This is a genomic window from Gammaproteobacteria bacterium, assembly GCA_034522055.1.
Classification (GTDB): Bacteria; Pseudomonadota; Gammaproteobacteria; order JAABTG01; family JAABTG01; genus JAABTG01.
Window position 1 is genome coordinate 2,502,794 of record JAXHLS010000002.1, and the last position, 22,052, is coordinate 2,524,845.

The 22,052-nt window shown below is 67.0% G+C and carries 18 protein-coding genes; 6 read left to right on the forward strand and 12 right to left on the reverse strand.

Annotation, left to right across the window (positions count from 1 at the left end; translation table 11 throughout):
- Positions 1-106: 106 nt before the first annotated feature.
- Both U5S82_12220 and U5S82_12225 read right to left on the reverse strand, forming a co-directional pair.
- Positions 107-1,096, reverse strand: coding sequence for a lytic murein transglycosylase (locus tag U5S82_12220; protein MDZ7752408.1), 990 nt, complete (start codon positions 1,094-1,096; stop codon positions 107-109).
- Positions 1,097-1,105: 9 nt separating this feature from the next.
- A complete protein-coding gene (locus U5S82_12225) occupies positions 1,106-1,381 on the reverse strand; it encodes a cupin domain-containing protein (GenBank protein MDZ7752409.1) in 276 nt (91 codons plus the stop codon).
- A gap of 403 nt (positions 1,382-1,784) precedes the next feature.
- Between U5S82_12225 and U5S82_12230 the strand changes: the two genes are divergently transcribed.
- Entirely contained in the window at positions 1,785-2,207 is a 423-nt protein-coding gene (locus tag U5S82_12230; GenBank protein MDZ7752410.1) for a phosphate-starvation-inducible PsiE family protein, read from the forward strand.
- Positions 2,208-2,233: 26 nt separating this feature from the next.
- Here the strand turns inward: U5S82_12230 and U5S82_12235 are convergent, their stop codons facing one another.
- The 7 genes from U5S82_12235 to U5S82_12265 all read right to left on the reverse strand — a co-directional run bounded on the left by U5S82_12235 (position 2,234) and on the right by U5S82_12265 (position 13,101).
- Positions 2,234-4,624 carry a cyclic nucleotide-binding domain-containing protein gene (locus U5S82_12235; protein ID MDZ7752411.1) on the reverse strand — a complete coding sequence of 797 codons (2,391 nt, stop codon included), beginning with the start codon at positions 4,622-4,624 and terminating at the stop codon, positions 2,234-2,236.
- Between the two features lie 130 nt (positions 4,625-4,754).
- Entirely contained in the window at positions 4,755-5,543 is a 789-nt protein-coding gene (locus tag U5S82_12240; GenBank protein ID MDZ7752412.1) for an alpha/beta fold hydrolase, read from the reverse strand.
- Positions 5,544-5,563: 20 nt separating this feature from the next.
- Entirely contained in the window at positions 5,564-7,324 is a 1,761-nt protein-coding gene (gene lpdA / locus U5S82_12245) for a dihydrolipoyl dehydrogenase (GenBank protein ID MDZ7752413.1), read from the reverse strand.
- Between the two features lie 166 nt (positions 7,325-7,490).
- On the reverse strand, positions 7,491-8,855 hold the full coding sequence (locus U5S82_12250) for a dihydrolipoyllysine-residue acetyltransferase (GenBank protein MDZ7752414.1): 1,365 nt from the start codon (positions 8,853-8,855) through the stop codon (positions 7,491-7,493).
- A 30-nt stretch (positions 8,856-8,885) separates the two neighbouring features.
- Positions 8,886-11,543, reverse strand: coding sequence for a pyruvate dehydrogenase (acetyl-transferring), homodimeric type (aceE, locus tag U5S82_12255; GenBank protein MDZ7752415.1), 2,658 nt, complete (start codon positions 11,541-11,543; stop codon positions 8,886-8,888).
- A gap of 472 nt (positions 11,544-12,015) precedes the next feature.
- The gene (locus U5S82_12260) at positions 12,016-12,597 is read right to left on the reverse strand and encodes a hypothetical protein (protein ID MDZ7752416.1); all 582 of its coding nucleotides are present in this window, start codon (positions 12,595-12,597) and stop codon (positions 12,016-12,018) included.
- A gap of 180 nt (positions 12,598-12,777) precedes the next feature.
- Positions 12,778-13,101, reverse strand: coding sequence for a sulfur globule family protein (locus U5S82_12265; protein MDZ7752417.1), 324 nt, complete (start codon positions 13,099-13,101; stop codon positions 12,778-12,780).
- Positions 13,102-13,312: 211 nt separating this feature from the next.
- On the opposite strand from U5S82_12265, the gene pyrC reads away from it, so the two are divergent.
- The 4 genes from pyrC to U5S82_12285 are packed head-to-tail and all read left to right on the forward strand — an operon-like array spanning position 13,313 to position 16,717.
- Positions 13,313-14,359: a dihydroorotase gene (gene pyrC, locus U5S82_12270; protein ID MDZ7752418.1), complete on the forward strand. Its 1,047-nt coding sequence runs from the start codon at positions 13,313-13,315 to the stop codon at positions 14,357-14,359.
- The gene (gene rnt / locus U5S82_12275; protein ID MDZ7752419.1) at positions 14,343-14,990 is read left to right on the forward strand and encodes a ribonuclease T; all 648 of its coding nucleotides are present in this window, start codon (positions 14,343-14,345) and stop codon (positions 14,988-14,990) included. Before pyrC ends, rnt begins: the two co-directional genes overlap by 17 nt.
- Positions 14,987-15,928, forward strand: coding sequence for a lipoyl synthase (gene lipA / locus U5S82_12280; protein MDZ7752420.1), 942 nt, complete (start codon positions 14,987-14,989; stop codon positions 15,926-15,928). Before rnt ends, lipA begins: the two co-directional genes overlap by 4 nt.
- Before the next feature lie 21 nt (positions 15,929-15,949).
- The gene (locus U5S82_12285; protein ID MDZ7752421.1) at positions 15,950-16,717 is read left to right on the forward strand and encodes a YdcF family protein; all 768 of its coding nucleotides are present in this window, start codon (positions 15,950-15,952) and stop codon (positions 16,715-16,717) included.
- A 524-nt stretch (positions 16,718-17,241) separates the two neighbouring features.
- Here the strand turns inward: U5S82_12285 and xseA are convergent.
- A complete protein-coding gene (gene xseA, locus U5S82_12290; GenBank protein MDZ7752422.1) occupies positions 17,242-18,606 on the reverse strand; it encodes an exodeoxyribonuclease VII large subunit in 1,365 nt (454 codons plus the stop codon).
- 73 nt (positions 18,607-18,679) lie between these two features.
- On the opposite strand from xseA, the gene U5S82_12295 reads away from it, so the two are divergent.
- On the forward strand, positions 18,680-19,123 hold the full coding sequence (locus U5S82_12295) for a CYTH domain-containing protein (GenBank protein ID MDZ7752423.1): 444 nt from the start codon (positions 18,680-18,682) through the stop codon (positions 19,121-19,123).
- A gap of 329 nt (positions 19,124-19,452) precedes the next feature.
- Here U5S82_12295 and U5S82_12300 read toward each other — a convergent pair whose 3' ends face one another.
- Together U5S82_12300 and U5S82_12305 are read right to left on the reverse strand one after the other, a co-directional pair.
- On the reverse strand, positions 19,453-20,142 hold the full coding sequence (locus U5S82_12300) for an exonuclease domain-containing protein (protein ID MDZ7752424.1): 690 nt from the start codon (positions 20,140-20,142) through the stop codon (positions 19,453-19,455).
- 2 nt (positions 20,143-20,144) lie between these two features.
- Positions 20,145-22,013, reverse strand: coding sequence for a putative nucleotidyltransferase substrate binding domain-containing protein (locus tag U5S82_12305; protein MDZ7752425.1), 1,869 nt, complete (start codon positions 22,011-22,013; stop codon positions 20,145-20,147).
- Between the last annotated feature and the right edge of the window lie 39 nt (positions 22,014-22,052).

Genomic DNA, 22,052 nt, shown 5'->3' on the forward strand with positions numbered 1-22,052 from the left:
AACCGACCTACATTCGTGCCCCGGGAACGTGCGGTGGTGGCGTACCTGTAGGTCGGGCTTCAGCCCGACAGCCCGCAGAGCCCGGGGTTCGCACGCAAGCGCGGTCCTACCGTTCGGCGATGCGATCGGCGAGGGTGCCCACGGTGGTGGCGAAGTAGTCCGAGCGGTTCCACTTCAGGAGCACGTGGTAGTTGTTGTAGACCACGTAGGCGGGGCCGTCGGGGCCGCCGGGTTGGACCACGGAGGCCCTGATGTCCACCGCGGGGAGATCCCGGCCGTCGGCCCGGCGCACGCCCAGGGCCTGCCATTCCTGCAGGTTCTTGCCGATATCCCGCCCCACCAGATCCGGGTCGAAGTCGGCTGGCAGGCGGGCCTTGCGTCCCCAGGTCTGCTCGGGGTTCCAACCGGAACGCGCCAGATAGTTGGCGGCGGAGGCGAAGGCATCGGCGGTGGTGGTCCAGATGTCCTTGCGGCCGTCGCCATCGTAGTCCTGGGCGAAGTTGAGGAAGCTGGAGGGCATGAATTGGACCTGCCCCATGGCCCCCGCCCACGATCCCTGCATGGCGGCGACGTCGATGTGCCCCTGGTCCAGGATCCGCAGGGCCTTCAGCAGTTCGCCGCGGAAGAAGGCGCTGCGGCGACCGTCGTGGGCGAGGGTGGCGAGGGCGGCGATCACCGGGTAGCCCCCGGTGATGCGGCCGAAATCGGTCTCGATGCCCCACAGGGCGACGATGAACCGGGGCTGCACCCCGTATTTATTGCCGATGGCCTCGAGCAACGGCCCGTGGGCCTCCAGCCGCTCGCGGCCCATGCGCACCCGCCGCGGCGGCAGCACCCGCTCCAGGTATTCCTCGAAGGTGAGGGTGAACTCCGGCTGGCTGCGATCCAGCTCGATGATCCGGGGAATGGGGGCGACGCCGGCGAAGGCATCCTCCAGCACGGACTCGGAGATCCCCGCTTCACGGGCCTCCTGCTTGAGCCCCGCGACCCAGGTGTCGAAGTCTTGGGCGTGGCCGGTGACGCTGAGGGCCGCCAGTAGCAGGATAAGGCCCAGCCCGCGCAGCGGGCGGGCCTTGACGATAAAGGGACGGAACATGAGCGGCCTCTAACCCAGTTGATAGTGTTTCTTGACGGGGGAGCGGATGTCCCAGGTACACGCGAGCCCGGCGTCGAAGCGCACCAGGTCACCGCGTTTCAGGGTCACCGGCGCGCCGTCCTCCGGGGTCACCACGGCCTCGCCCTCCAGGATGTAGCAGGTCTCGGCTTCGTCGTAGGTCCAGGGGAACACCGAGATCTCTTTTTCCCACAGTGGCCAGTCTTCCACGCCCATCACGTCGAGCTTGGCGGGGGAGGGCTTGCTCTCGACGGTAATGCTGTCCATCATCCTGCTCCAGCGGGTTATCGGTCAGGGGGCATAGTGTCCCTTGTTCCAGTGCGGCGGAAAAGCCCGGATTGGCAAGGGTCACCGGCTGAAGGGTCAGGGCTCGGGGGGCGCGGCAGCTCACGCCTTTACCCCTTCCGGGGCAACGGGCTCGTTGCCGCTGCAATCAATAAGAATCCAACCGTTAACTCTCATGGCGATACGCGCCACCCGAAATGATCAAAGAGGAGCGCGTATCGCCATGTTCGTTCCCTCACCCCATCGCTATACTCCGGGCATCCTGCCCTTCGCCCTGCGGGCCGCGCCAAGGCGCGTTCAAATCCGTTCCCGACGGATTTGTCCCAAAGGGAGAGGGGGAGATCGTGCTTCGCGACTTTCACGTTAACGAACAGGTAACAGCACCATGGACACCAAGACTTCGGGTAATCGCATCAAGTCCTTCCAGACTGCAGGCGGGGTGGCGCTGACCTGGCTCCAGGATATTGGGCTATTGATCATTGCCATTGCAACCGTGGTGGCCATCGGCGACGAGATCGGCGTGATGTTCAGCGCCGGCAAGGTCACGTTGGCGGACCTGCTGTTGCTGTTCATCTACCTGGAGATCCTGACCATGGTGGCGGTGTATCTCCAGTCGGGCAAGCTGCCGGTGCGGATCCCGCTCTACATCGCCATCGTCGCCCTGGCCCGTTACCTGATCCTGGACATGAAGAGTATGGACTACCTCGAGATGATCGGGGTGGCGGTGGCGGCACTGGTGGTCGCCGTGGCGATCCTGGTGATCAGGTACGGCCACGTGCGTTTCCCCTACGGTAAGGAAGAGGGCTGACGCCGGGCCCCCGGGGCCCGGTAGATTCAGCGCAGGCCCTCCAGCTGGTTGCGGACCTCGTCCATCATGTTGGCGGTGGCCTCCTCCTCGGCCTTGAGGGCCTCCAAGGCCTCGTTCTGGGCTTTGATAAGGTCCTCCGACAATCGCGTGGTGACATTGTGGTTGCGATCCTCGTTCTCGGATTCCCGCGCCACCCATTCCTCGAGTTCCCGCTCCAGACGCCGGCGCAGGGTGTCCTCGATGGCCTCGCTGCGGGCATCGCCGGCCTCGATGATCTCGCGGGTGATGCGTAGCCGCTCCGCGGTGGTCTCCGCGCTGTCCACCTCCTCGCGGGTCTGGGACACCACCTGACGCTGCTCCTCGATGGCCTGGTCCAGGGTGCCCGTGGCCCGCGTGTCCGCGGCCCGGGCCAGCAGCGCCTCCAGTTCGGCCTGGGCCGCGGCGTACGCCTCGCGGGCCTTGGCGGTGCGGGCCTCGAGAGTCCTGCGTTCCTGCTCCAGCGGAGAAGGGGCCGCCGGTGACTGGGGCCCGGTGGGCTCCTCGGCCGCGGATGACGGGGCCGAATCCCGGGCCTCCAGCCGTGCCGCCTCCTCCGTGGCCAGACGTTGGGCCTCTGCCGCCTCCCGGCGCTGCCGTTGCAGCTGTTCGAGTTCTGCCGCCACTTCGGCGAAGTCCTGCTCGAGCCGCCGGCGCTCGTCCTCCAGCTTCTGGTGACTGCTGCGGCGGAGTTCCAGTTCCGTGGTCATCAGCCCTTGGCGGTGCGCCGCCGTGTCCTGGTCGTGTTGTTCCAGGGCGGCGTGGCTGCGCTTCACCTCGGCGGCGGCGAGTTCCCGTTGGCGTTCCAACTCCGCCAACCGGGATTCGGCCTGCCGCCCGGCGGCTACCAGCTCTTCGCGGCGTGTCGTGGCCTCGGATTCGAAACGCGCGCGTTCCTCCTGGACCCGTTCGAGTTCGGTGCATACGCGCTGGTACATGGCCGCGAGACGTTCCTCGCCGGCCTTGAGGCGCTCCTCCGCGGCGGCGCGTAGGGATTCTTCGCGGCTCTCGGCATCGCTGATGGCCTCTTCGGCCAGGCGTTCCAGGATGGCGGTGTCGGCGGCCAGGTCGAGGCGGCGTTGCTGGGCCTCCCGCAGGGTCTGCTCGGTGTGTCGGGCCTCCGCGCGGAAGCGCTCCTGGTCGGCATGCAGCGCCTCCTCGAGGGCCTGGTTGGCGCCGTTATGCTCGCCGTGGCCATGCTTCAGGGCCTCCCCCGCCGCTTCGGCGATGCCGGCGGCCTGGGCGGAGCGCTGGGCCGCCTCCTCCACGGTACGGTTGGCGCGGGCCAGTTCGAGCCGGCGCCGCTGGGCCTGGCGGGCGGTGTTCAGCACCTGCTCGCGGTCGCGGGTCTCACGATGCCCGCGGTTCATGATGCCACCGGCGAGATGGTAGGCCTCGAAGCCGTGCTCCATGAGCAGGAAGGTGGCGACCGCGCTGCGGCTGCCGGAATCGCAATAGACGATATGGCGGTGGCCACGCTGCAGCTCGGACATCTTCAAGCGCAGGTGTGCCAGGGGGATGTTCAGGCTGTCGCGAATGGCCGTCTTGGCGTGTTCCTCCGGCAGCCGGACATCGAGCCAGCGCACGTCCGGTTGCGAGGCCAGCTCGCGGGCGGCGGCGGCGTCCAGTTCGCGCACCACGGGTTTGCGGATGAGTTCCGTGAACTGGCCCTTCGACAGACGCCGCAGCACGCCGTCGGTGACCATGGTGACGGTGGCGTTGCGCCGGGAGCCGGCGATGAGGGCCTCCTCGCCGAAGCAGTCCCCCGGCCGCAGCTCCGCGAGCCGCATCTCCCGGCTGCCGTCGGCGGTGCGACGGGAGACGGCGCAGCGGCCCTGTTGGAGGATGTAGTAGTAATCTCCCATCTCACCCTGTCGGACGACGGTGTCGCCGGCCAGGTAGTGCACCGGTTCCAGCAGGGTCAACACCTTCTGGATATTCTCCGGCGGCACACGTGAGAACAAGGCCGAGGCGGCGAGGCGAATGAGCCAGTCATTGGAGTCCGCGGCGGGGGTGTCGTCGTCACCGCCGGTGGCCTGGGCCCAGAACAGGCAGGTATCGAGCAGTATGCGGTTGACTTGCAGGACCGCGGTTTTGTCCATGGCCCTGGCCGAGCGGATGCGCGGCAGCTCGGGCGACAAGGGGTGGCGCGCCGCTTCTCCGCCGGCCTCTACCGTTTCCCGGAAATCTGTCCCGCCGGTCAGTTCGACGGCGCCGCGGATGACGTAATAAAGGGCCTGGTCCCGGTCGCCTTCGTGGAACAGGAGTTCGCCGGCCGCGGGTTCCAGCAGCGCCGCCGATTGCCGTATCTGGGTGCGAAGGCCGGGGGGCAGGGCGTTCATGGGCACCAGCCGTTCCAGCAGGGTATCGTCGATGTTCATGCCCGCTCCTGGAGACCCGATGGATGATGGCCGCCGGCGGCGGCGTGGAGTGGCCTCCAATTGGGTTGGCGGTCCGATGAGCGGCGCGTTTAGCCCCGGTGGGTAAAAAATCCACGAGCTGTGAGGGCCGTCACGCCGTGGCGGGGCCCTTCAGGAATTCCTGCACCACGTGGGCGAAGCGCTCCGGGGCCTCGGCGTGGAGCCAGTGGCCGGTATCCTCCAGGGTATGGATGCGGGCGGCGGGAAAGAGCCGGTGGATGGCCTGCTCGTGCTCCGGCAGCACGTAGTCCGAGTGCTCCCCCCGCAGGAACAGGGTCGGTCCGGCGAAGGTGGCATCGCGGTAGGGTGCCGGGAAGTCCGCCAGCTCGCGGTCGTGGCGGTCCAGGGCGTCGAGGTTGACGCGCCAGCGGAAGCCGTCGTCGTCGCGCACCAGATTCTGCAGCAGGAAGGCGCGGATACGGCGCTCGGGGATAGCCTCCGCCAGGGCGGCATCGGCGTCGGCGCGGGAGTTCAGGGCCGCCAGGTCGAGGCCGCGCAGGGCCGCCAGGATCCCGGATGGCCGGAAGGTGTTGGCCACCGGGGCCATGTCCGCCACCACCAGGCGGTCCACCGCCGCGCCGCGGTCCAGGGCCAGGGCCATGGCCACCTTGCCGCCCATGCTGTGGCCGAGGACGCTGGGCCGCTCCAGGTCGAGGTTACGGAACAGTTCCAACAGATCCGCGACCATATCGGCGTAGGTCATGGACGAGGCATGGGGGGAGCGGCCGTGGTTGCGCAGGTCCACCGCCACCACCCGGCGATCTGCGGCCAGGGCCTTGGCGATGGTCTGCCAGTTGACCGATGAGCCGAACACCCCGTGCAGCAGCACCAGGGCGGGGCCGTCATCGCCGTAGCTGCGGTGGTACAACTTTATGGCCATGGCGGTTCGGGCAGCCGCCCTCAGCGCTTCTTCGGCGGCAGCAGGTCGGTGATGCTGCCGTCCACCATCTCCGCCGCGAAGGCGAAGGTCTCGGACAGGGTGGGATGGGGATGGACGGTGAGGCCGATGTCCTGGGCGTCTGCGCCCATCTCCAGGGCCAGCACCGCCTCCGCCACCAGGTCGCCGGCGTGGGGCCCCACCATGCCGGCCCCGAGGATGCGCCCGCTCTCCTTGTCGAACATGATCTTGGTGACGCCCTCGTCGCGCCCCATCCCCAGGGAGCGCCCGCTGGCCGCCCACGGGAATACCCCCTTGTCGTACTCGATGCCTTCCGCCTTGAGTTCCTCCTCGGTGGGCCCCATCCACGCCACTTCCGGGTCGGTGTAGGCCACCGAGGGCACCGCGCGGGCGTCGAACACGGCGCGGTGGCCGGCGATCACCTCCGCCGCCACCTTGGCCTCGTGGGTGGCCTTGTGGGCCAGCATGGGTTGGCCCACCACGTCACCGATGGCGAAGATGTTGGACACGTTGGTGCGCATCTGGCGGTCTACTTTGATGAAGCCCCGCTCGTCCACGTAGAGGTGGGCCTGTTCCGCCCCCACGCGGTCGCCGTTGGGACGCCGTCCGGCGGCCACCAGCACGCGATCGAAGGTGGCGGTGGCCGGCGCCTTGGGGCCTTCGAAATGCACCTTGAGCCCCTTTTTCTGGGCCTCCACACCGGTGACCCTGGTATCGGTGTATATGCCCTCGTAGCGTTTGCCGATGACCTTCTGGAGGGGCCGCACCAGGTCCCGGTCGCAGCCCGGCATGAGGCCCTTGGTGAGTTCCACCACCGTGATGCGGGAGCCCAGGGCGGCGTACACGGTGGCCATCTCCAGGCCGATGATGCCGCCGCCGATCACCAGCAGGGAGTCGGGGATGTCCGCCAGTTCCAGGGCCCCGGTGGAGTCAATCACCCGCGGGTCGTCGTAGGGGATGCCGGGGATCTGGACCACCCGTGAGCCCACCGCCACGATGGCGTGGTCGAAGCTGATGGTGCGCTCGCCGTCCTCGCCCGCCACCTTGAGGCGGTTGGCGGAGTCGAAGCGTCCCATGCCCTGTACCACCTTCACCTTGCGTTGCTTGGCGAGCTGGGCGAGGCCGCCGGTGAGCTTGCCCACCACCTTGTCCTTCCACCCCCGCAGCCGGTCGAGGTCGATCTGCGGCTGGCCGAAGCTCACGCCATGGGACGCCATGGCGGCGGCGGCATCGATGATGCCGGCGGTATGGAGCAGGGCCTTGGAAGGGATGCAGCCCACGTTCAGGCACACGCCGCCGAGGTCCGGGTAACGCTCCACCAGCACCACCTGCTTGCCCAGATCGGCGGCGCGAAAGGCCGCCGTATAGCCGCCGGGGCCGGCCCCCAGCACCAGCACCTCGGCGTGGATGTCGCCATCTCCGGCGGTGGCCGGCTTGGATCCCCCTGTCGGCTTTTCTTTGGAAGACGCCCCGCCGTCCTCGTCCCTGGTCTTGTCTCCCTGCTTATCCTTGTCCTCATCCGAAGTGGCTTCGAGGGTAAGGATGGCATCGCCCTCGGATACCTTGTCTCCCACCTTGACGTCCATGGATGCCACACGCCCCGCCTGAGGTGAGGGGATCTCCATGGAGGCCTTGTCGCTCTCCAGGGTGATGAGGGAGGTCTCGGCCGCCACCTCGTCTCCGGGGGCTACCAGGACCTCTATGACCTCGACCCCTTCGAAGTCGCCGATATCGGGTATCTTTACCTGAATGTTCTTTCCCATGCGGGACGATCTCCCCAGTTTGTTTGAGCATTAACGTGAAAGTCGCGAAGCACCATCTCCCCCTCTCCCTCTGGGAGAGGGATGGGGTGAGGGAACGAACATGGCGATATGCGCTCCTCTTTCTTCATTTCGGGTGGCGCGTATCGCCATGAGAGTTAAGTACGGACTACAGCAGCATGTGCCGGATGTCCGAGAGCACGGTGCGCAGCTCGGTGGTGAAGCGAGCGGCGTCCGAGCCGTCGATGACACGGTGATCGTAGGACAGCGAGATGGGCAGCACGAGCCGGGGCACGAACTCACCGTTCTCGTATACCGGCTTCATCTCGGCCTTGGAGATGCCGAGGATGGCGACCTCCGGCGCGTTGATGATGGGCGTGAACCAGGTGCCGCCGATGCCCCCCAGGCTGGAGATGGTGAAGGTGCCGCCCTGCATGTCCTTGGGGCCGAGCTTCCTGTCCCGGGCCTTCTGGCTGGCTTCGCCGAGTTCGGCGGCGAGCTGGAACAGGCCCTTCTGATCGGCGTTGCGGATGATCGGCACCACCAGTCCGCCGGGGGTGTCCACGGCGATCCCCACGTTGAAATAGCGTTTGATGATCAGTTCGTCGCCGCTGGGTGCCAGGGACGAATTGAAGTGGGGAAATTTCTTCAGGGCCACCACTGCCGCCTTGATGAGGAAGGACAGCAGGGTGAGCCTGACCCCCTCCTTGGCGAGCTGGTCCTTCTTGCCCTGGCGGAAGTCCTCCAGCTCCGTGATGTCCGCCTCGTCGAACTGGGTGACGTGGGGCACGGTGATCCAGTTGCGGTGGAGGTTGGGGCCCGAAAGCTTCTTGATGCGGGACAGGGGCTCGTGGTCCACCTCCCCCCACTCGCTGAAATCGACGTCCGAGAAGTCCGCCATCTGCAGGCCCACGGGGCCGGTGGGGCCGGAGCGCGTCATCACGTTCTTGACGAACTTCTGCACGTCCTCCTTGAGCACTCGGCCCTTGCGGCCGCTGCCGCTCACCTGAGCCAGGTCGACGCCGAGCTCGTTGGCCAGGTGGCGCACGGCCGGGCTGGCGTGGCCCTTGCCGCGCTGAGCCGCGGCGACCTCCCGGGGCGTGAGGTCCGGCACCGGCGGCGCGGCCGGGGCAGGGCTGCCCGCGGGGGCGCTGGTGGTGGCGCTCGAGGACTTCGACTTCCTGGCCTCGGCGTCGTCCGAGGCCGCCCTGGTCTTGTCCTTATGGGTTTTTTCCTCAGGTTCGCCTTCGTCCCTGCCCTTGTCTTCGTCCCCGGCGGCCTCGGCACGTCCCTGCTCCGCCTCGATGACGGCGATGAGGGCGCCTTCCGAGACCTTGTCCCCCACCTTCACCTTCACCGACTCGACGACGCCGCCATGGGGACTCGGAATCTCCATGGTGGCCTTGTCGCTCTCCAGGGAGATCAGGGAATCTTCTGCCTTTACCCGGTCGCCGGGGGCGACCAGCACTTCGATGACCTCGACATTCTCGAAATCGCCGATGTCGGGTACGAGCACCTCTTTTGCGGTCGCCACTGTTTGGTCTCCTGCCGGACTCGTTGGGGTTTAAACGGAAACGGGATTGGGCTTGTCGGCGTCGAGGCCGTACTTCTCGATGGCCTCGTCCACCTTGGCGGCGTCGAGCTCGCCGTCCTGCACCAGCCCCCACAGGGCGGCCACCGCCACATAGCGGCGGTCCACCTCGAAGAAGGAGCGCAGGGCCTTGCGGGTGTCACTGCGGCCGAAGCCGTCGGTGCCCAGGGTGACGTAGGGACGATCGATGAAGTTCCTCACCGAATCGGCGTAGGCACGAGTGTAATCCGTGGCGGCGATGACGGGGCCCTTGTGCTTCGCCAGCTGGTGGGTCACGAAGGGGACCTGCGGCTTGCTGCGGGGGTGGAGCATGTTCCAGCGCTGGGCGTCCAGGCCCTCGCGGCGCAGCTCGGTGAAGCTGGTGGCACTCCAGATGTCTGCGGTGACGCCGAAGTCCTCCTCCAGCATGTCGGCCGCGGCCATGACTTCCCGCAGGATGGTGCCGCTGCCCAGGAGCTGCACCCGATACTTGGCGCGGCTCTTGCCCTTCTGCAGCAGGTAAAGACCCCTGATGATGTCCTCCTCCACGCCCTCGGGCATGGCCGGGTGATGATAACTCTCGTTCATCACCGTGATGTAGTAGAAGACATTCTCCTGGCGCTCGTACATGCGCTTCAGGCCCTCGTGGATGATCACCGCCAGCTCGTAGCCGAAGGTGGGATCGTAGGCGATGCAGTTGGGGATGGTGGCGGCCGCCAGGTGGCTGTGGCCGTCCTGGTGCTGCAGGCCTTCGCCCGCCAGGGTGGTGCGCCCGGCGGTGCCGCCGAGAAGAAAACCCCGCACCTGCATGTCGCCGGCCGCCCACGCGAGGTCGCCGATGCGCTGGAAGCCGAACATGGAATAGAAGATGTAGAAGGGGATCATGTTGATCCCGTGATTGGTATAGGCGGTGCCCGCCGCCATCCAGGAGGAGAAGGCCCCGGCCTCGTTGATGCCTTCCTGGAGGATTTGGCCCTGTTGATCCTCCCGGTAGTACATCACCTGGTCCGAGTCCTGGGGATCATAGAGCTGACCCACGGAGGAATAGATACCCAGCTGGCGGAACATGCCTTCCATGCCGAAGGTGCGGGACTCGTCGGGCACGATGGGCACCAGGTGCCGGCCGAGCTTCTTGTCCCGGGTGAGCACCGTCAGCAGCCGCACGAAGGCCATGGTGGTGGACATGGTGCGATCCCCGCTGCCCTTGGTCACGCTCTCGAAGGCGGACAGTTCGGGGATCTCCAGGGGATCGGCGTTGTTCCGGCGTACCGGCAGGTAGCCACCCAGGGCCTTGCGGCGCTCCTGCAGGTAGCGGATCTCCTGGCTGTCGGGATCGGGGCGGTAGAAGGGGGCTTCGCCTATGTGGTCATCGGAGACGGGAATGTTGAAGCGGTCGCGGAAGGCCTTCAGCGCCGCTTCGCCCATTTTCTTCTGCTGGTGGGTGATATTCTGGCCCTCGCCGGCCTCCCCCATGCCGTAACCCTTGACCGTCTTGGCGAGGATGACCGTGGGTTTGCCCTCGGTCCGGGCGGCGGCGGCATAGGCGGCGTAGACCTTGAAGGGGTCGTGGCCGCCGCGGTTGAGGCGCCAGATATCCTCGTCGGTCATGTTGGCGACCAGTTGCTTGAGTTCGGGGTACTTGCCGAAAAAATGCTCGCGGGTGTAGGCGCCGCCCTTGGCCTTGTAGGCCTGGTACTCGCCGTCCACCGCCTCCTCCATGCGCCGGCGCAGCAGGCCGTCCTTGTCGCGGGCCAGCAGCGGGTCCCAGTAGGAGCCCCAGATGACCTTGATGACGTTCCAGCCGGCGCCTTGGAACACGGCCTCCAGCTCCTGGATGATCTTGCCGTTGCCGCGCACCGGTCCATCCAGGCGCTGCAGGTTGCAGTTCACCACGAACACCAGGTTGTCCAGGCGCTCGCGGGCCGCCAGGGAGATGGCGCCCAGGGATTCGGGCTCGTCCATCTCGCCGTCCCCCATGAAGGCCCACACCTTGCGGTCCCCGGTGTCCGTGATCTCGCGGTCCGTGAGGTACTTCATGAAGCGGGCCTGATAGATGGCGGTGATGGGGCCAAGGCCCATGGACACGGTGGGGAACTGCCAGAAGTCAGGCATCAGCCAGGGGTGAGGGTAGGAGGACAAACCCGGGGCCTCGGCCTCCTGGCGGAAGCGGGCCAGGTCTTTCTCGTCGATGCGGCCCTCCAGGTAGGCACGGGCATAGATGCCGGGCGCCGAATGACCCTGGAAAAACACCAGGTCACCGCCGTGGGCATCGGAAGGCGCCCTGAAGAAGTGGTTGAAGCCGACGTCGAACAGGGTGGCCGCGGAGGCGAAGCTGGCGATGTGTCCGCCGAGTTCCGAGGAGGTACGGTTGGCCTGCACCACCATGGCGGTGGCATTCCAGCGGATCAGCGAGCGGATGCGGTGCTCGATGGCCTGGTCGCCGGGGTTGCGTTCCTCCATGTGCACCGGGATGGTGTTCACATAGGCGGTGTTGGCGCGGTAGGGCAGGTAGGCCCCGGAGCGCCGCGCCTTGTCGATGAGCTTCTCGAGGAGAAAATGGGCGCGCTCCGGGCCGTCGGCGTCGAGCACCGAGTCCAGCGCGTCGAGCCATTCCTGGGTTTCCTGGGAGTCAATATCGGTTTCGTCCACCATGGGTTTCTCGTCGAGTTCGTCGTTATTGGGAATCCTGACCGGCGCGGGAGCGGGATTGCATACATCCCTTCGCAGCCGGGCCCGTCGCCACCGCCGCCGATGCTCTGCGCTGCCCGCGCCGCCGGCGGCTCCAGCCGCTGCCGGGGCGGGCGTTAAAAAGGCCGCTAGTTTAACCTAACTCTCATGGCGATACGCGCCGCCCAAGATGATGAAAGAGGAGCGCGTATCGCCCTGTTCGTTCCCTCACCCCATCCCTCTCCCAAAGGGAGAGGGGAATCGTGCTTCGCGACTTTCACGTTAGATGGTGTAGGCGCCGAAGTAGGCGCCGACCGCGGGCCGGGCCGGGCCGGCCTCGGCTTCCGTGGCCGGCGCCATGGCAATGAAAAAAGGCGCGGGGGCTCTCGCCCCCGCGCCTCGGCTGCCGCGTTGCCGCGCCGGCCGGGAAGCCCCCGGCCGTCGGCCGATCGGCTCGTTACAGCACCGGACCGGTGTAGCGCTCGGCGCGGGCCTTCTCGACGGCCGCGCGCATCTCGGCCATACGCTCCTCGGCGGCCTTGCGGTCGGCCGCGATACGCTTCAGGTGCTCCTCATAACGGCCGTTGTCGAAGGCCACCGGAAACTCGGGGCGGTCCAGGGTGTAGCCCGGGCGCGCGGCCTTCATCTCCTCTTCGGCCTCGGCGAAGCGGGCATCCATCTCCTGGCGGCGCTCCTCGAACAGGGCATCCATCTCGGCGCGGGTCATGGGGCCGTCGAAGGCCGGGGCTTCGAAGCTGGGGGCCTCGAAAGCGGGCGCCTCGAAGGCGGTCCGATGCATGCGGGCCATCTCTTCGTGCATCTTCGTCATCTGCTCCATGGCGGCCTGATGGGCCTCAAACTGCTCCTCGTGGATGGCCTGAATGCGGGCCTGATGGGCCGCGAAGTGCGCGGCGGGGGCCGGCATGGCGTACGGCGCGCCGTAGGGCATGGCCACGGCCTGCTCAGGGTTGGTGTTCTCGGCATGGGCGGAAACGGCGGCGGCCAGCAGGCTGGCGGCGATTACGGTCATGGTCTTCATGGGGCGACTCCTTAATATCGAAGGTTTGAGGGACGGAAATCGTCGTTGGCCCGGTCAGGGCAAAAGCGTTTCTGCAAGGACCGGGTCCTTGGAGAAGCACTCTTCGGTGGATCGGCTCGAGGTGGGCACTTCCCTGTGCACGCCGGACGATTCCCTCGTCGGTTCTGCGAGCTACTGGTCTTACTTGCTCTCGGAGGCCTGGGGGGCAGCCGGGGCGACCGGGGCGACCGGGGCGACGGGGTGGCCGTAGGCCGGATAGCCATAGCCGGGGTAGCCGTAGGCGGGATAGCCGCCGTAGTAGGGGGCGCCGTAGCCGTAGCCACGACCCCAGCCGCGGCCGCCGCCGGACCAGTTCATGTTGAAGTCGCCGAACATGTCGCCGAAGCCGTCGCCCCAACCGCTCCAGGGACCACCACCGTAGCCCGGGCCCCACCATGCATGGGCGGTACCGGCGGAAGCGGCGAGAATGGCGACAGCGGCGATGGTTTTTGCTATGTTGCGCATTTGGATATCTCCACGTTTGTGCTTGTTCAATCTTCAGGGTTCGTTGTGTCGGCGTTCTATCGCTGCCTGACGATGATTAGTATATTACTACGTACGAATATTACAACGTAAGAGATTTTATACTGCATAAAATTCTCTTATTTTGCCGAGGGCCGGCCCTTCGCCCCCATTCATCCGCCCGCCGCGGGCGTCCCACGCCGGGACGAGTTCCATGAAGACGCTCACCATCATCCGGCCCGACGACTGGCACCTGCATCTTCGCGATGGCCCGGGACTGGCCGCCTTCGTCGCGGCCACGGCCCGGCAGTTCGCGCGCGCCATCGTCATGCCCAATCTGGTGCCGCCGGTGACTACCACGGCGCTGGCCGCGGCCTACCGGGAGCGCATCCTGGCGGCGCTGCCCGCCGACACGGTGTTCGAGCCCCTCATGACCCTCTATCTGACGGACCACACGTCGCCAGAGGAGATTCGGCAGGCCAGGGCCAGCGGTTTCGTCAAGGCGGTCAAATACTATCCGGCGGGTGCCACCACCCACTCGGACAGCGGTGTCACCCGGGTGGAGAACACCTATGACGCCCTCGAGGCCATGGCAGCGTCGGGCCTGCCGTTGCTGGTGCACGGCGAGGTGGTGAACGACGAGGTGGACATCTTCGACCGCGAGCGTGTGTTCATCGACCAGGTCCTGGAGCCCCTGACGGAGCGCTTTCCCACCCTGAAGGTGGTCCTGGAGCATGTAACCACAAAGGATGCGGTGGGTTTCGTCAAGGCGGCGTCGGTTAGGATGGCGGCCACCATCACCGTCCACCATCTCATGTTGAACCGCAACGCCATGTTCAAGGGGGGCATGAACCCCCACCATTACTGCCTGCCGGTACTCAAGCGGGAGATCCACCGCCAGGCCCTGCTGGAGGCGGCGGTGAGCGGTCATCCGCGCTTTTTCCTTGGCACCGACAGCGCGCCTCATCCGCGCGGCGCCAAGGAGGGTGGTTGCGGTTGCGCCGGTATCTTCTCGGCGCCGGCGGCGCTGGAACTCTATGCCGAGGTGTTCGACGAAGCCGGCGCCCTGGATCGACTGGAAGGGTTCGCCAGCCGTCACGGCCCCGCCTTCTACGGCCTGCCCGTCAACGCTGACCATGTCACGCTGGTGAAGCGGCCCTGGAAGATGCCCGCCACCATCACCTGTGGCACGGATGAGGTGGTGCCCCTGCGCGCCGGTGGTGAAGTGCACTGGAGTCTCGTCCATGGAAACGATGGATAGTCCGGCGCCGGTTGCCGGAAAGGGCGTCGTGGCGGGTCGCTTTCGCGGCTTCCTGCCGGTGGTGGTGGACGTGGAGACCGGGGGCTTCAACGCCCGCACCGACGCCCTGCTGGAGGTGGCGGCGGTGATCGTGGGGCCGGACGAGGAGGGCGTGTGGCGCCGCCAGGCCACCCATGCCTGCCACGTGGAGCCGTTCTCCGGTGCCAACATCGAAAAGGCGGCCTTGGAGTTCACCGGTATCGACCCCTATCATCCCTTTCGCGGCGCGGTGTCCGAGGCGGAAGCCCTGCGCACCGTGTTCCAGCCCATCCGCGCCGCCATCAAGGCCGCCGGCTGCAGCCGGGCGGTGCTGGTCGGACACAATCCCGCCTTCGACCTCGGCTTCATCAACGAGGCGGTCAAGCGCACGAGTACCAAGCGCAACCCCTTCCATCCCTTCTCGTCCTTCGATACCGCTACCCTCGGCGGCCTGGCCTTCGGCCAGACCGTGCTGGCGCGGGCGGTGCAGGCCGCGGGCATGGAATGGGAGAGCGGCAGCGCCCATTCGGCCATCTACGATGCGGAGCGCACGGCGGACCTGTTCTGCGCCATCGTCAACCTCTGGGACCACCACATAGGAATCGAGCCATGACCACACCGCGCAAACTGCGGGGTGCCGACAAGACATCGCGCAACCCCGTCAAGATACCGTCCACCACCGGCCCCCTGTTGCGCAAGCCGGCGTGGATCCGGGTCAAGGCCCCCCTGGCCCCGGAGGTGCAGAGGCTGAAGGGGCTGTTGCGCCGCCAGGGGTTGCACACGGTGTGCGAGGAGGCGGCCTGCCCCAACCTCGGCGAGTGCTTCCAGCACGGCACCGCCACCTTCATGATCCTCGGGGACGTATGCACCCGCCGCTGTCCCTTCTGCGACGTGGCCCACGGCCGGCCGGATCCCATCGACACCGCGGAGCCCCAACACCTGGCGGAGACCGTGGTGGCCATGGGGCTCAAGTACGTGGTCATCACCTCGGTGGACCGGGACGACCTGAGGGACGGTGGCGCGGGCCATTTCGCCGCCTGCATCGCCGCCCTTCGCGATGCCGCCCCCGCGGTGCGAGTGGAGGTGCTGGTACCGGACTTCCGGGGCCGCGTGGCGCGCGCCCTGGAACTGCTGGTGGCCACCCCGCCCGACGTGTTCAACCATAACCTGGAGACGGTGCCGCGGCTCTATCGCGAAGCACGGCCGGGGGCCGATTACGCCGGCTCCCTCAAGCTGCTGGCGGATTTCAAGGCCCGCTGCCCGTCGCTGCCCACCAAGTCCGGCATCATGCTGGGCCTGGGGGAGGAGCGCGCCGAGGTGGAGCAGGTCCTCGGGGATCTGCGTTCCCATGGCTGCGATATGGTGACCATCGGTCAGTACCTCCAGCCCAGTCGCGACCACCTGCCGGTGAGTCGTTACGTGCCGCCGGAAGAGTTCGCCCAACTGGCGGAGGCGGGCCGGGCGCTGGGCTTCGCCAATGTGGCCAGCGGCCCCCTGGTGCGCTCCTCCTACCATGCCGATCAGCAGGCGGCGGGCGAGCACATATCCTGAGAACCGATCGCGCCTGAGCCCATGGATGGTTTCCTGCTGTCCAAGTTTGTGGCCGCCTGGCTGCTGCCGCCGGGCGGGCTAATCATCGGCCTGGTCCTCGGGCTGGCGCTGCGTCGGACATGGCGCCGCGCCGGAAACCTGCTCATAGGGTTGTCCCTGGCGGCCCTGGTGGCCCTTACCAGCCCGCCGGTGGCCCACCTGCTGATGAGTGGCCTCGACCGTTATCCGCCCCTCACCACCGGAGCCCTGAAGGACCACCGGCCCGAGGTCATCGTTGTGCTGTCCGGTGATCGTCGCGAGGAGGCCGCGGAGTACGGCGGCGATACCGTGGGAACCGCCACCCTGGAGCGCCTGCGCTACGGGATCCGCCTGAACCGCGCCACCGGCCTGCCCCTGTTGCTCAGCGGCGGCTCGGTGAGCGGCGACGACGACTTCTCCCTGGCCTTCCTCATGAAGGAGGCGGCCGTGGACGATTTCCGCGTGCCCGTGGTGTGGCTGGAGGAGGAGAGTCGCAATACCTGGGAGAACGCCGTCTACAGCGCGGCCGTGTTGGAGCATGAAGGGATCTCACGGATCCTGCTGGTGACCCACGCCTACCACATGCCCCGATCGATGGCCTGCTTCGAGGCCGCCGGCATGGAGCCCCGGGCCGCGCCCACCGGCCTGATCGGGCCCCTGGACATGAAGGCCACGGACTGGATACCGAGCAGCAAGGCCCTGGTGGCAAGCACCCTGGCCCTCCACGAGTACCTCGGCATGGTGTGGTACCGCATCAAATACGACCTGTAGGTCGGGCTGTAGGTCGGACTTCAGTCCGACAGCCCGCGGCTGGTACCGCCCCGGCCCGGGGTGTGCGCGGCCGGCCTGAATGTCGGGATGAATCCCGACCTACAAAAAAGCGTAACCGCGAAAGACGCGAAATGACGCGAAAAGGGAGAAGGTCAGGGAGGAGGGGCAGTTCGAAAAGGCGCAGCGGATCCACCGTTTCGGCGTCAGCAGAGCGGACGCACGGGTGGTAATCTTTTCCCATTTCCCCTTTCCCCTTTCCCCTGGGGAGAAGGACAGAGGCGTAGGTCGGCTGCTCCTGGCGGTCGACGGAAACTCGGCGGTTTGCGGGCGCGGATGTCGGTTGCCGAGAGCAACCGACCTACATCCGTGCCGATGGAACAGGCGGTGGTGATGTATCTGTATGTCGGGCTGTAGGTCGGACTTCAGTCCGACAGCCCGCGGCTGGCACCGCCCCGGCCCGGGGTGTGCGCGGCCGGCCTGAATGTCGGGATGAATCCCGACACAGAGCGACACACCCTGCCGGTTCAGTCCTCGCCATTCTCCGCGGGCACGGGCGTGACGGCGCAATGGAATTCGCCGTCGGCCACCCGCGCCTTGAGGGCCGTACCCGCCGGCGCCATGGCTACCCGGGTCACCAGCCGGCCGTCGGAAATCCTGCTCACGATGGCATAGCCGCGCCTCAGCACCCCATCCGGGTCGAGCCCCGCCAACGATCGTTCCGCCAGGGTGAGGCGGGCGAGACGGCGTTCTGCTCCCCGCTGCCAGGCTTGGTGGAGGCGCTGGGTGAGGCGAATCTGGTCCTGGCGTGCGAGGGCCACGCGGCTGGCCGGGCTGGTGGAGCCTAACCGATGTTCGAGGCGCTCCAGCCGCTGGCTGCGTGCGGCGAGTTGACGACTCATCGCATTGTCCAGGCGCATGGCCAGGGTGTCCGCCCGCTGCTGGGTCTCCTGGAGGGCCTGACGGGGGTGGCGCAGGCGCCTGGACAACCAGTTCAGACGTTGTGCCTCGTGGCCCAGGCGGGTCGCCATCAGATAACGCAGGCGGCCGGCGAGACGGTCCAGTTGTTCCCGCCATTCCCGTTGATCGGGCACCACCGCCGCCGCGGCGGCGGATGGGGTCTCGGCCCGTACGTCCGCCACGAAATCGGCGATGGTGAAGTCCACCTGGTGGCCCACGCCGCTCACCACCGGCAGGGTGCAGGCATAGATGGCCCGCGCCACGGCCTCCTCGTTGAAGGGTTGGAGATCCTCCAGGCTGCCACCGCCGCGGGCCAGTATCAGCACGTCGCAGTCCCGCCGTTCGTCGGCGGTCCGCAACGCCGCCACGATATCGGCCGCCGCCGCCTCACCCTGGACGCGTATGGGATAAACCAGCACCGGGACGGCGGGAAAGCGCCGCTCCAACACGCTCAGGATGTCTCGCAGGGCGGCCCCGGTGGGCGAACTGATGACGCCGATGCGCAGGGGCAGGGCAGGCAGAGGCCGCTTGTGACGGGGCTCGAACAGGCCTTCCGCCTCCAGCTTGCGCTTCAGCAGTTCGAAGGCCTGGCGCAACACCCCCTCGCCGGCCGGGTCCATGTGGTCGACGATGAGCTGGTAGTCGCCCCGGGGGGCGTACAGGCTCACCCGGCCGTGGACGATGACCTGCAATCCGTCGGCCGGCGTCACGGCGAGGCCTGCCCGGTTGCCCTTGAAGAGGGCGCAACGCACCTGGCTGGAGGTGTCCTTAAGGGTGAAATAGAGATGCCCCGAACGAGGCGTGGCAAGGTTGGAGATCTCGCCCTGTACCCACACCGAACCCAGGGTACTCTCCAGTAGATCCCGGGTCTCGGCGTTGAGCGCGCTGACGGTGTAGATGTAGCCGGTGCCTTGTCTGCCGGGAGGTGTCATGGGGGAGCGCGATGGTAAGATGCCCGCCAGTCTATCAGCCGCATCCCGGATGCACACTCGGAGGTCATCATCCATGCCCCGCGAGATCGAGCGCAAATTCCTGCTGCAGGACGATTCCTGGCGGGCATCCGTGGAGTCCAGCAAACGCCTCGTCCAGGGCTACCTGCCCGGAATGAAGACGGCCTCGGTGCGAGTACGCATCTCCGGCCACGACGCCCGCCTCAACATCAAGAGCGCCACCCTCGATGTCAGCCGCCTGGAGTACGAATATCCGCTGCCCCTGGACGAGGCCGAAGAGATACTGGAGCGCCTGTGCGAACGGCCCCTCATCGAGAAGACCCGCCACCATGTCCCCCATGGTGGCCACCTGTGGGAGGTGGACGAGTTCGCGGGCGACAACGCCGGCCTGGTGGTGGCCGAGATCGAACTCGCATCTGCCGACGAGGCCTTCGAGCGCCCCTCCTGGGTGGGTGACGAGGTGTCTGACGACCCCGCTATTACAACGTCTGCCTGGTGAGCCATCCGTTCAAGGACTGGTGATGTCCTGCGGCCGGCCATTCCGGCTTTCTTAAATTAACCAAGAAAATTAACTACGAAATACGCGAAAGACGCGAAATAAAAAGGCGACATTCGGAACGCCCGTCTGGACCTCCAGCACCCTCGGCCCCATGGTGCCCGCGCCATTCCCGCACGGGGTAATCAGCATGTTTAGTGTCTTTCGCGTCTTTCGCGGTTAAGCTTTTCGCCGTTTCCCGTTTCCCGTTTCCCGTTTCCCGTTTCCCTTTTCGCGTCACTTCGCGTTTTTCGTGGTTGCCGCTTTTGATGTTCGCTTTTGTCATGCCGGTGTCAGTGGGTCAGCACGTCGCCGAGGCGCAGGCCGCCGTTGGGGGCCATGTCGGCGCCCAGCGCGAGGAACAGTTCGGCGGTGGCCAGGGCGTCGCTGAGGGCATTGTGGGCCTGGTAACGGGGCAGGCCGTAGCGTTCCCGCAGGTTGGCGAGGCGCAACTCGCCGGCCTTGAAGGCATGGTGCCGGCGCTCCAGGCGCCGCCGCGCCAGGTGTTCGGTATCCACGATGGGGACGATGCAGCGCCCGCCGTAGAGGCGCCGGCAAACGGCGTCGAGGAAGGTGCTTTCGACGGCGGCATGATGCACCAGCATCACCCGCCCCCGCAGGTGTTTCAGTACCCGGGGCATGATCTCTTCGATGGGGCTGCCGGCGGCGGCATGGTCGTCGGTGATGCGATGAATCACCGCCGAGGCCTCCGGCACGCTACCGGCCAGCCGCACCACCCGGTGCAACGCCGTGCCCAGAACGATGGCGTTGCCGACCACGTGTACCAGCCCGACGCTCAGGATGTGGTCTCGTGCGGCATCGAGTCCCGTGGTCTCCAGGTCGAGGGCGACGAATTCCACGCCGTGGGTCGGGGTGCGGCGGTGGGGCAGGGGCGCCCGTAGCAATGCGTCCAGCGGCGCGGCCGGCCGCCGCGCCAGGGCCCGCCTGCGGGCCCGCTCGCGGGTGAACGGCCAAAACTCCATGATCAGCCGAAGCGGCCGGCCTGATAGCGATTGGCGAGAGTCTCCTGGATGGACTGGATGACCTTGAAGGCATCCTTGAGGTGGTCCCGCTCCAGGGTGGACAGGCGTTTGGGATCCATGAAGTTGTCCGTGGGCTGGGCGCGGCGGATCTGCCGGGCCTGGTGCTGGATACGCAGGCTGGCGATGAACTCCAGGGCGTCCGTGAGGTTGTCGCAACCCTCGCTGCTGAGGGCGCCGCTCTGCCCGGCGGCGGCGAGGCGTTCCGTGGTGTTGACCGCCGCCAGCCCCTCGGAGAGGGCGTAGACCCGGGCGATGTCGGTGATGGGCACCACGCCCCGGTGCTTGATGTCCAGGGTGTCGTCGTGCTCGCCGTCGTGCACCAGCACGAAGGTGCGAAAGAAGCCGAGCGGCGGCCGGTGGTGCAGGGCGTTGGACACCATGTAGGCGATAAAGATGCGGTTCTTGCGGGTTTCCTCGAGGACATGCTGGTGCAGGGGGGCGAACAGGTCGCGGTCGCCGTGCACCACCCGCAGGTCGAAGAAGATGCTGGCCAGCATCAGGGATTTGGGCTCGGGCCGATGGATCCAGTTATCGAAGTATCGCCGCCAGCTGGCCACCGGCTGGCGCCACTGGGGATTGGAGGCCATGGCGTCCCCGGGGCAATAGTAGAAACCGCAGGCATCGAGGCCGGCGGTGACGCGGCGTGCCAGCTCCTCGAAATACCCGGCATGCTCCCCGGGGCGATAGTCGTCCGCGAGGAGCAGGGCATTGTCCTGGTCGGAGTGGGAACTCTGCTCGCGGCGCGCCTGGGAGCCACCGGCCAGCCAGGCATAGGGAACGGGCGGCGGGCCGTGGTCGTGCTCCGCCATCTCCAGCAGACGCCCGGTGATGGCATCGGTGATGGTGGAAACGGCCTCGCCGATATGCAGGGCTGTGGCACTGGAGGCCGCCAGTTGGACCATCAATTCCGGCAGGCGCCGGGACGCCGCCACCAGGTCGTCGACGGTCTCGGCCTTGCGGACCTGGGTGGCGATATAGGGCGAACTGGTGCTCTGATGGTGGGCCAGATCGCTGGATGTGAGCACCCCCACCAGTCGCTCCCGTTCCACCACCGGCAGATGGTTGACCCGCAACCGTGTCATGGTGAGCAAGGCCTCGGACACCGGCGACTGATGTTCGATGGTGTGGGGCTCACGGGTCATCACGGCGGTGACGGGTAGTGCGGCGTCCAACCCTTCGGCCACACAGCGGGCGCGGATATCGCGGTCGGTGACGATGCCGGCCAGGGCGCCGCCATCCATGATGACCACCGATGACACCTTCTCCTCGGTCATGAGTCGGGCCACCTCGCGTATGGTGGCCCCGGCAGACGCGGTGACGGGCTGTTTCTTCAACAACCGTTCCACGGGCGCCATCATGTAGCTCGGGTCACCGCCGACGCCACCCTGCTGGCGTTGCAGGGCGAACTGGAGGCGTTCGCGGACGGAGGCACTGAAGTGGCGGTCGAACTCGGGGACACGGGCGCGCAGTGCCTCCAGCCGCTCGCAGGGCAGCAGGTACAGCAGCGCGTCCTCGGCGGCCACCCCCGGGCAGGGCCCGTCCACATCCGCGAGCTGGCAATCGCCGCTGTAGAGGGAACCTTCGCCCAGCTTCTCGCATAGGCGGCCATTGCCATCCCGCAGCTCTATGGCGCCGCTGCGCACGACGTGTAGCCAGCGGCCGTCGGCCCCGGTCGGCGGGAAATCCCCGCCGCGCCTTAGGTAACGGACCTCCATATGACGGGGCAGGTCGTCCAGCTCCCCTTCCGGCAGGGCATCGAAGGGGGGATGGTGGGCCAGGAAGTCGCGTATCTCGAGGAGTTCTATTTCCATTGTTTCGATAAAGGACGGGCGGAGAAGGAGATTTAACTA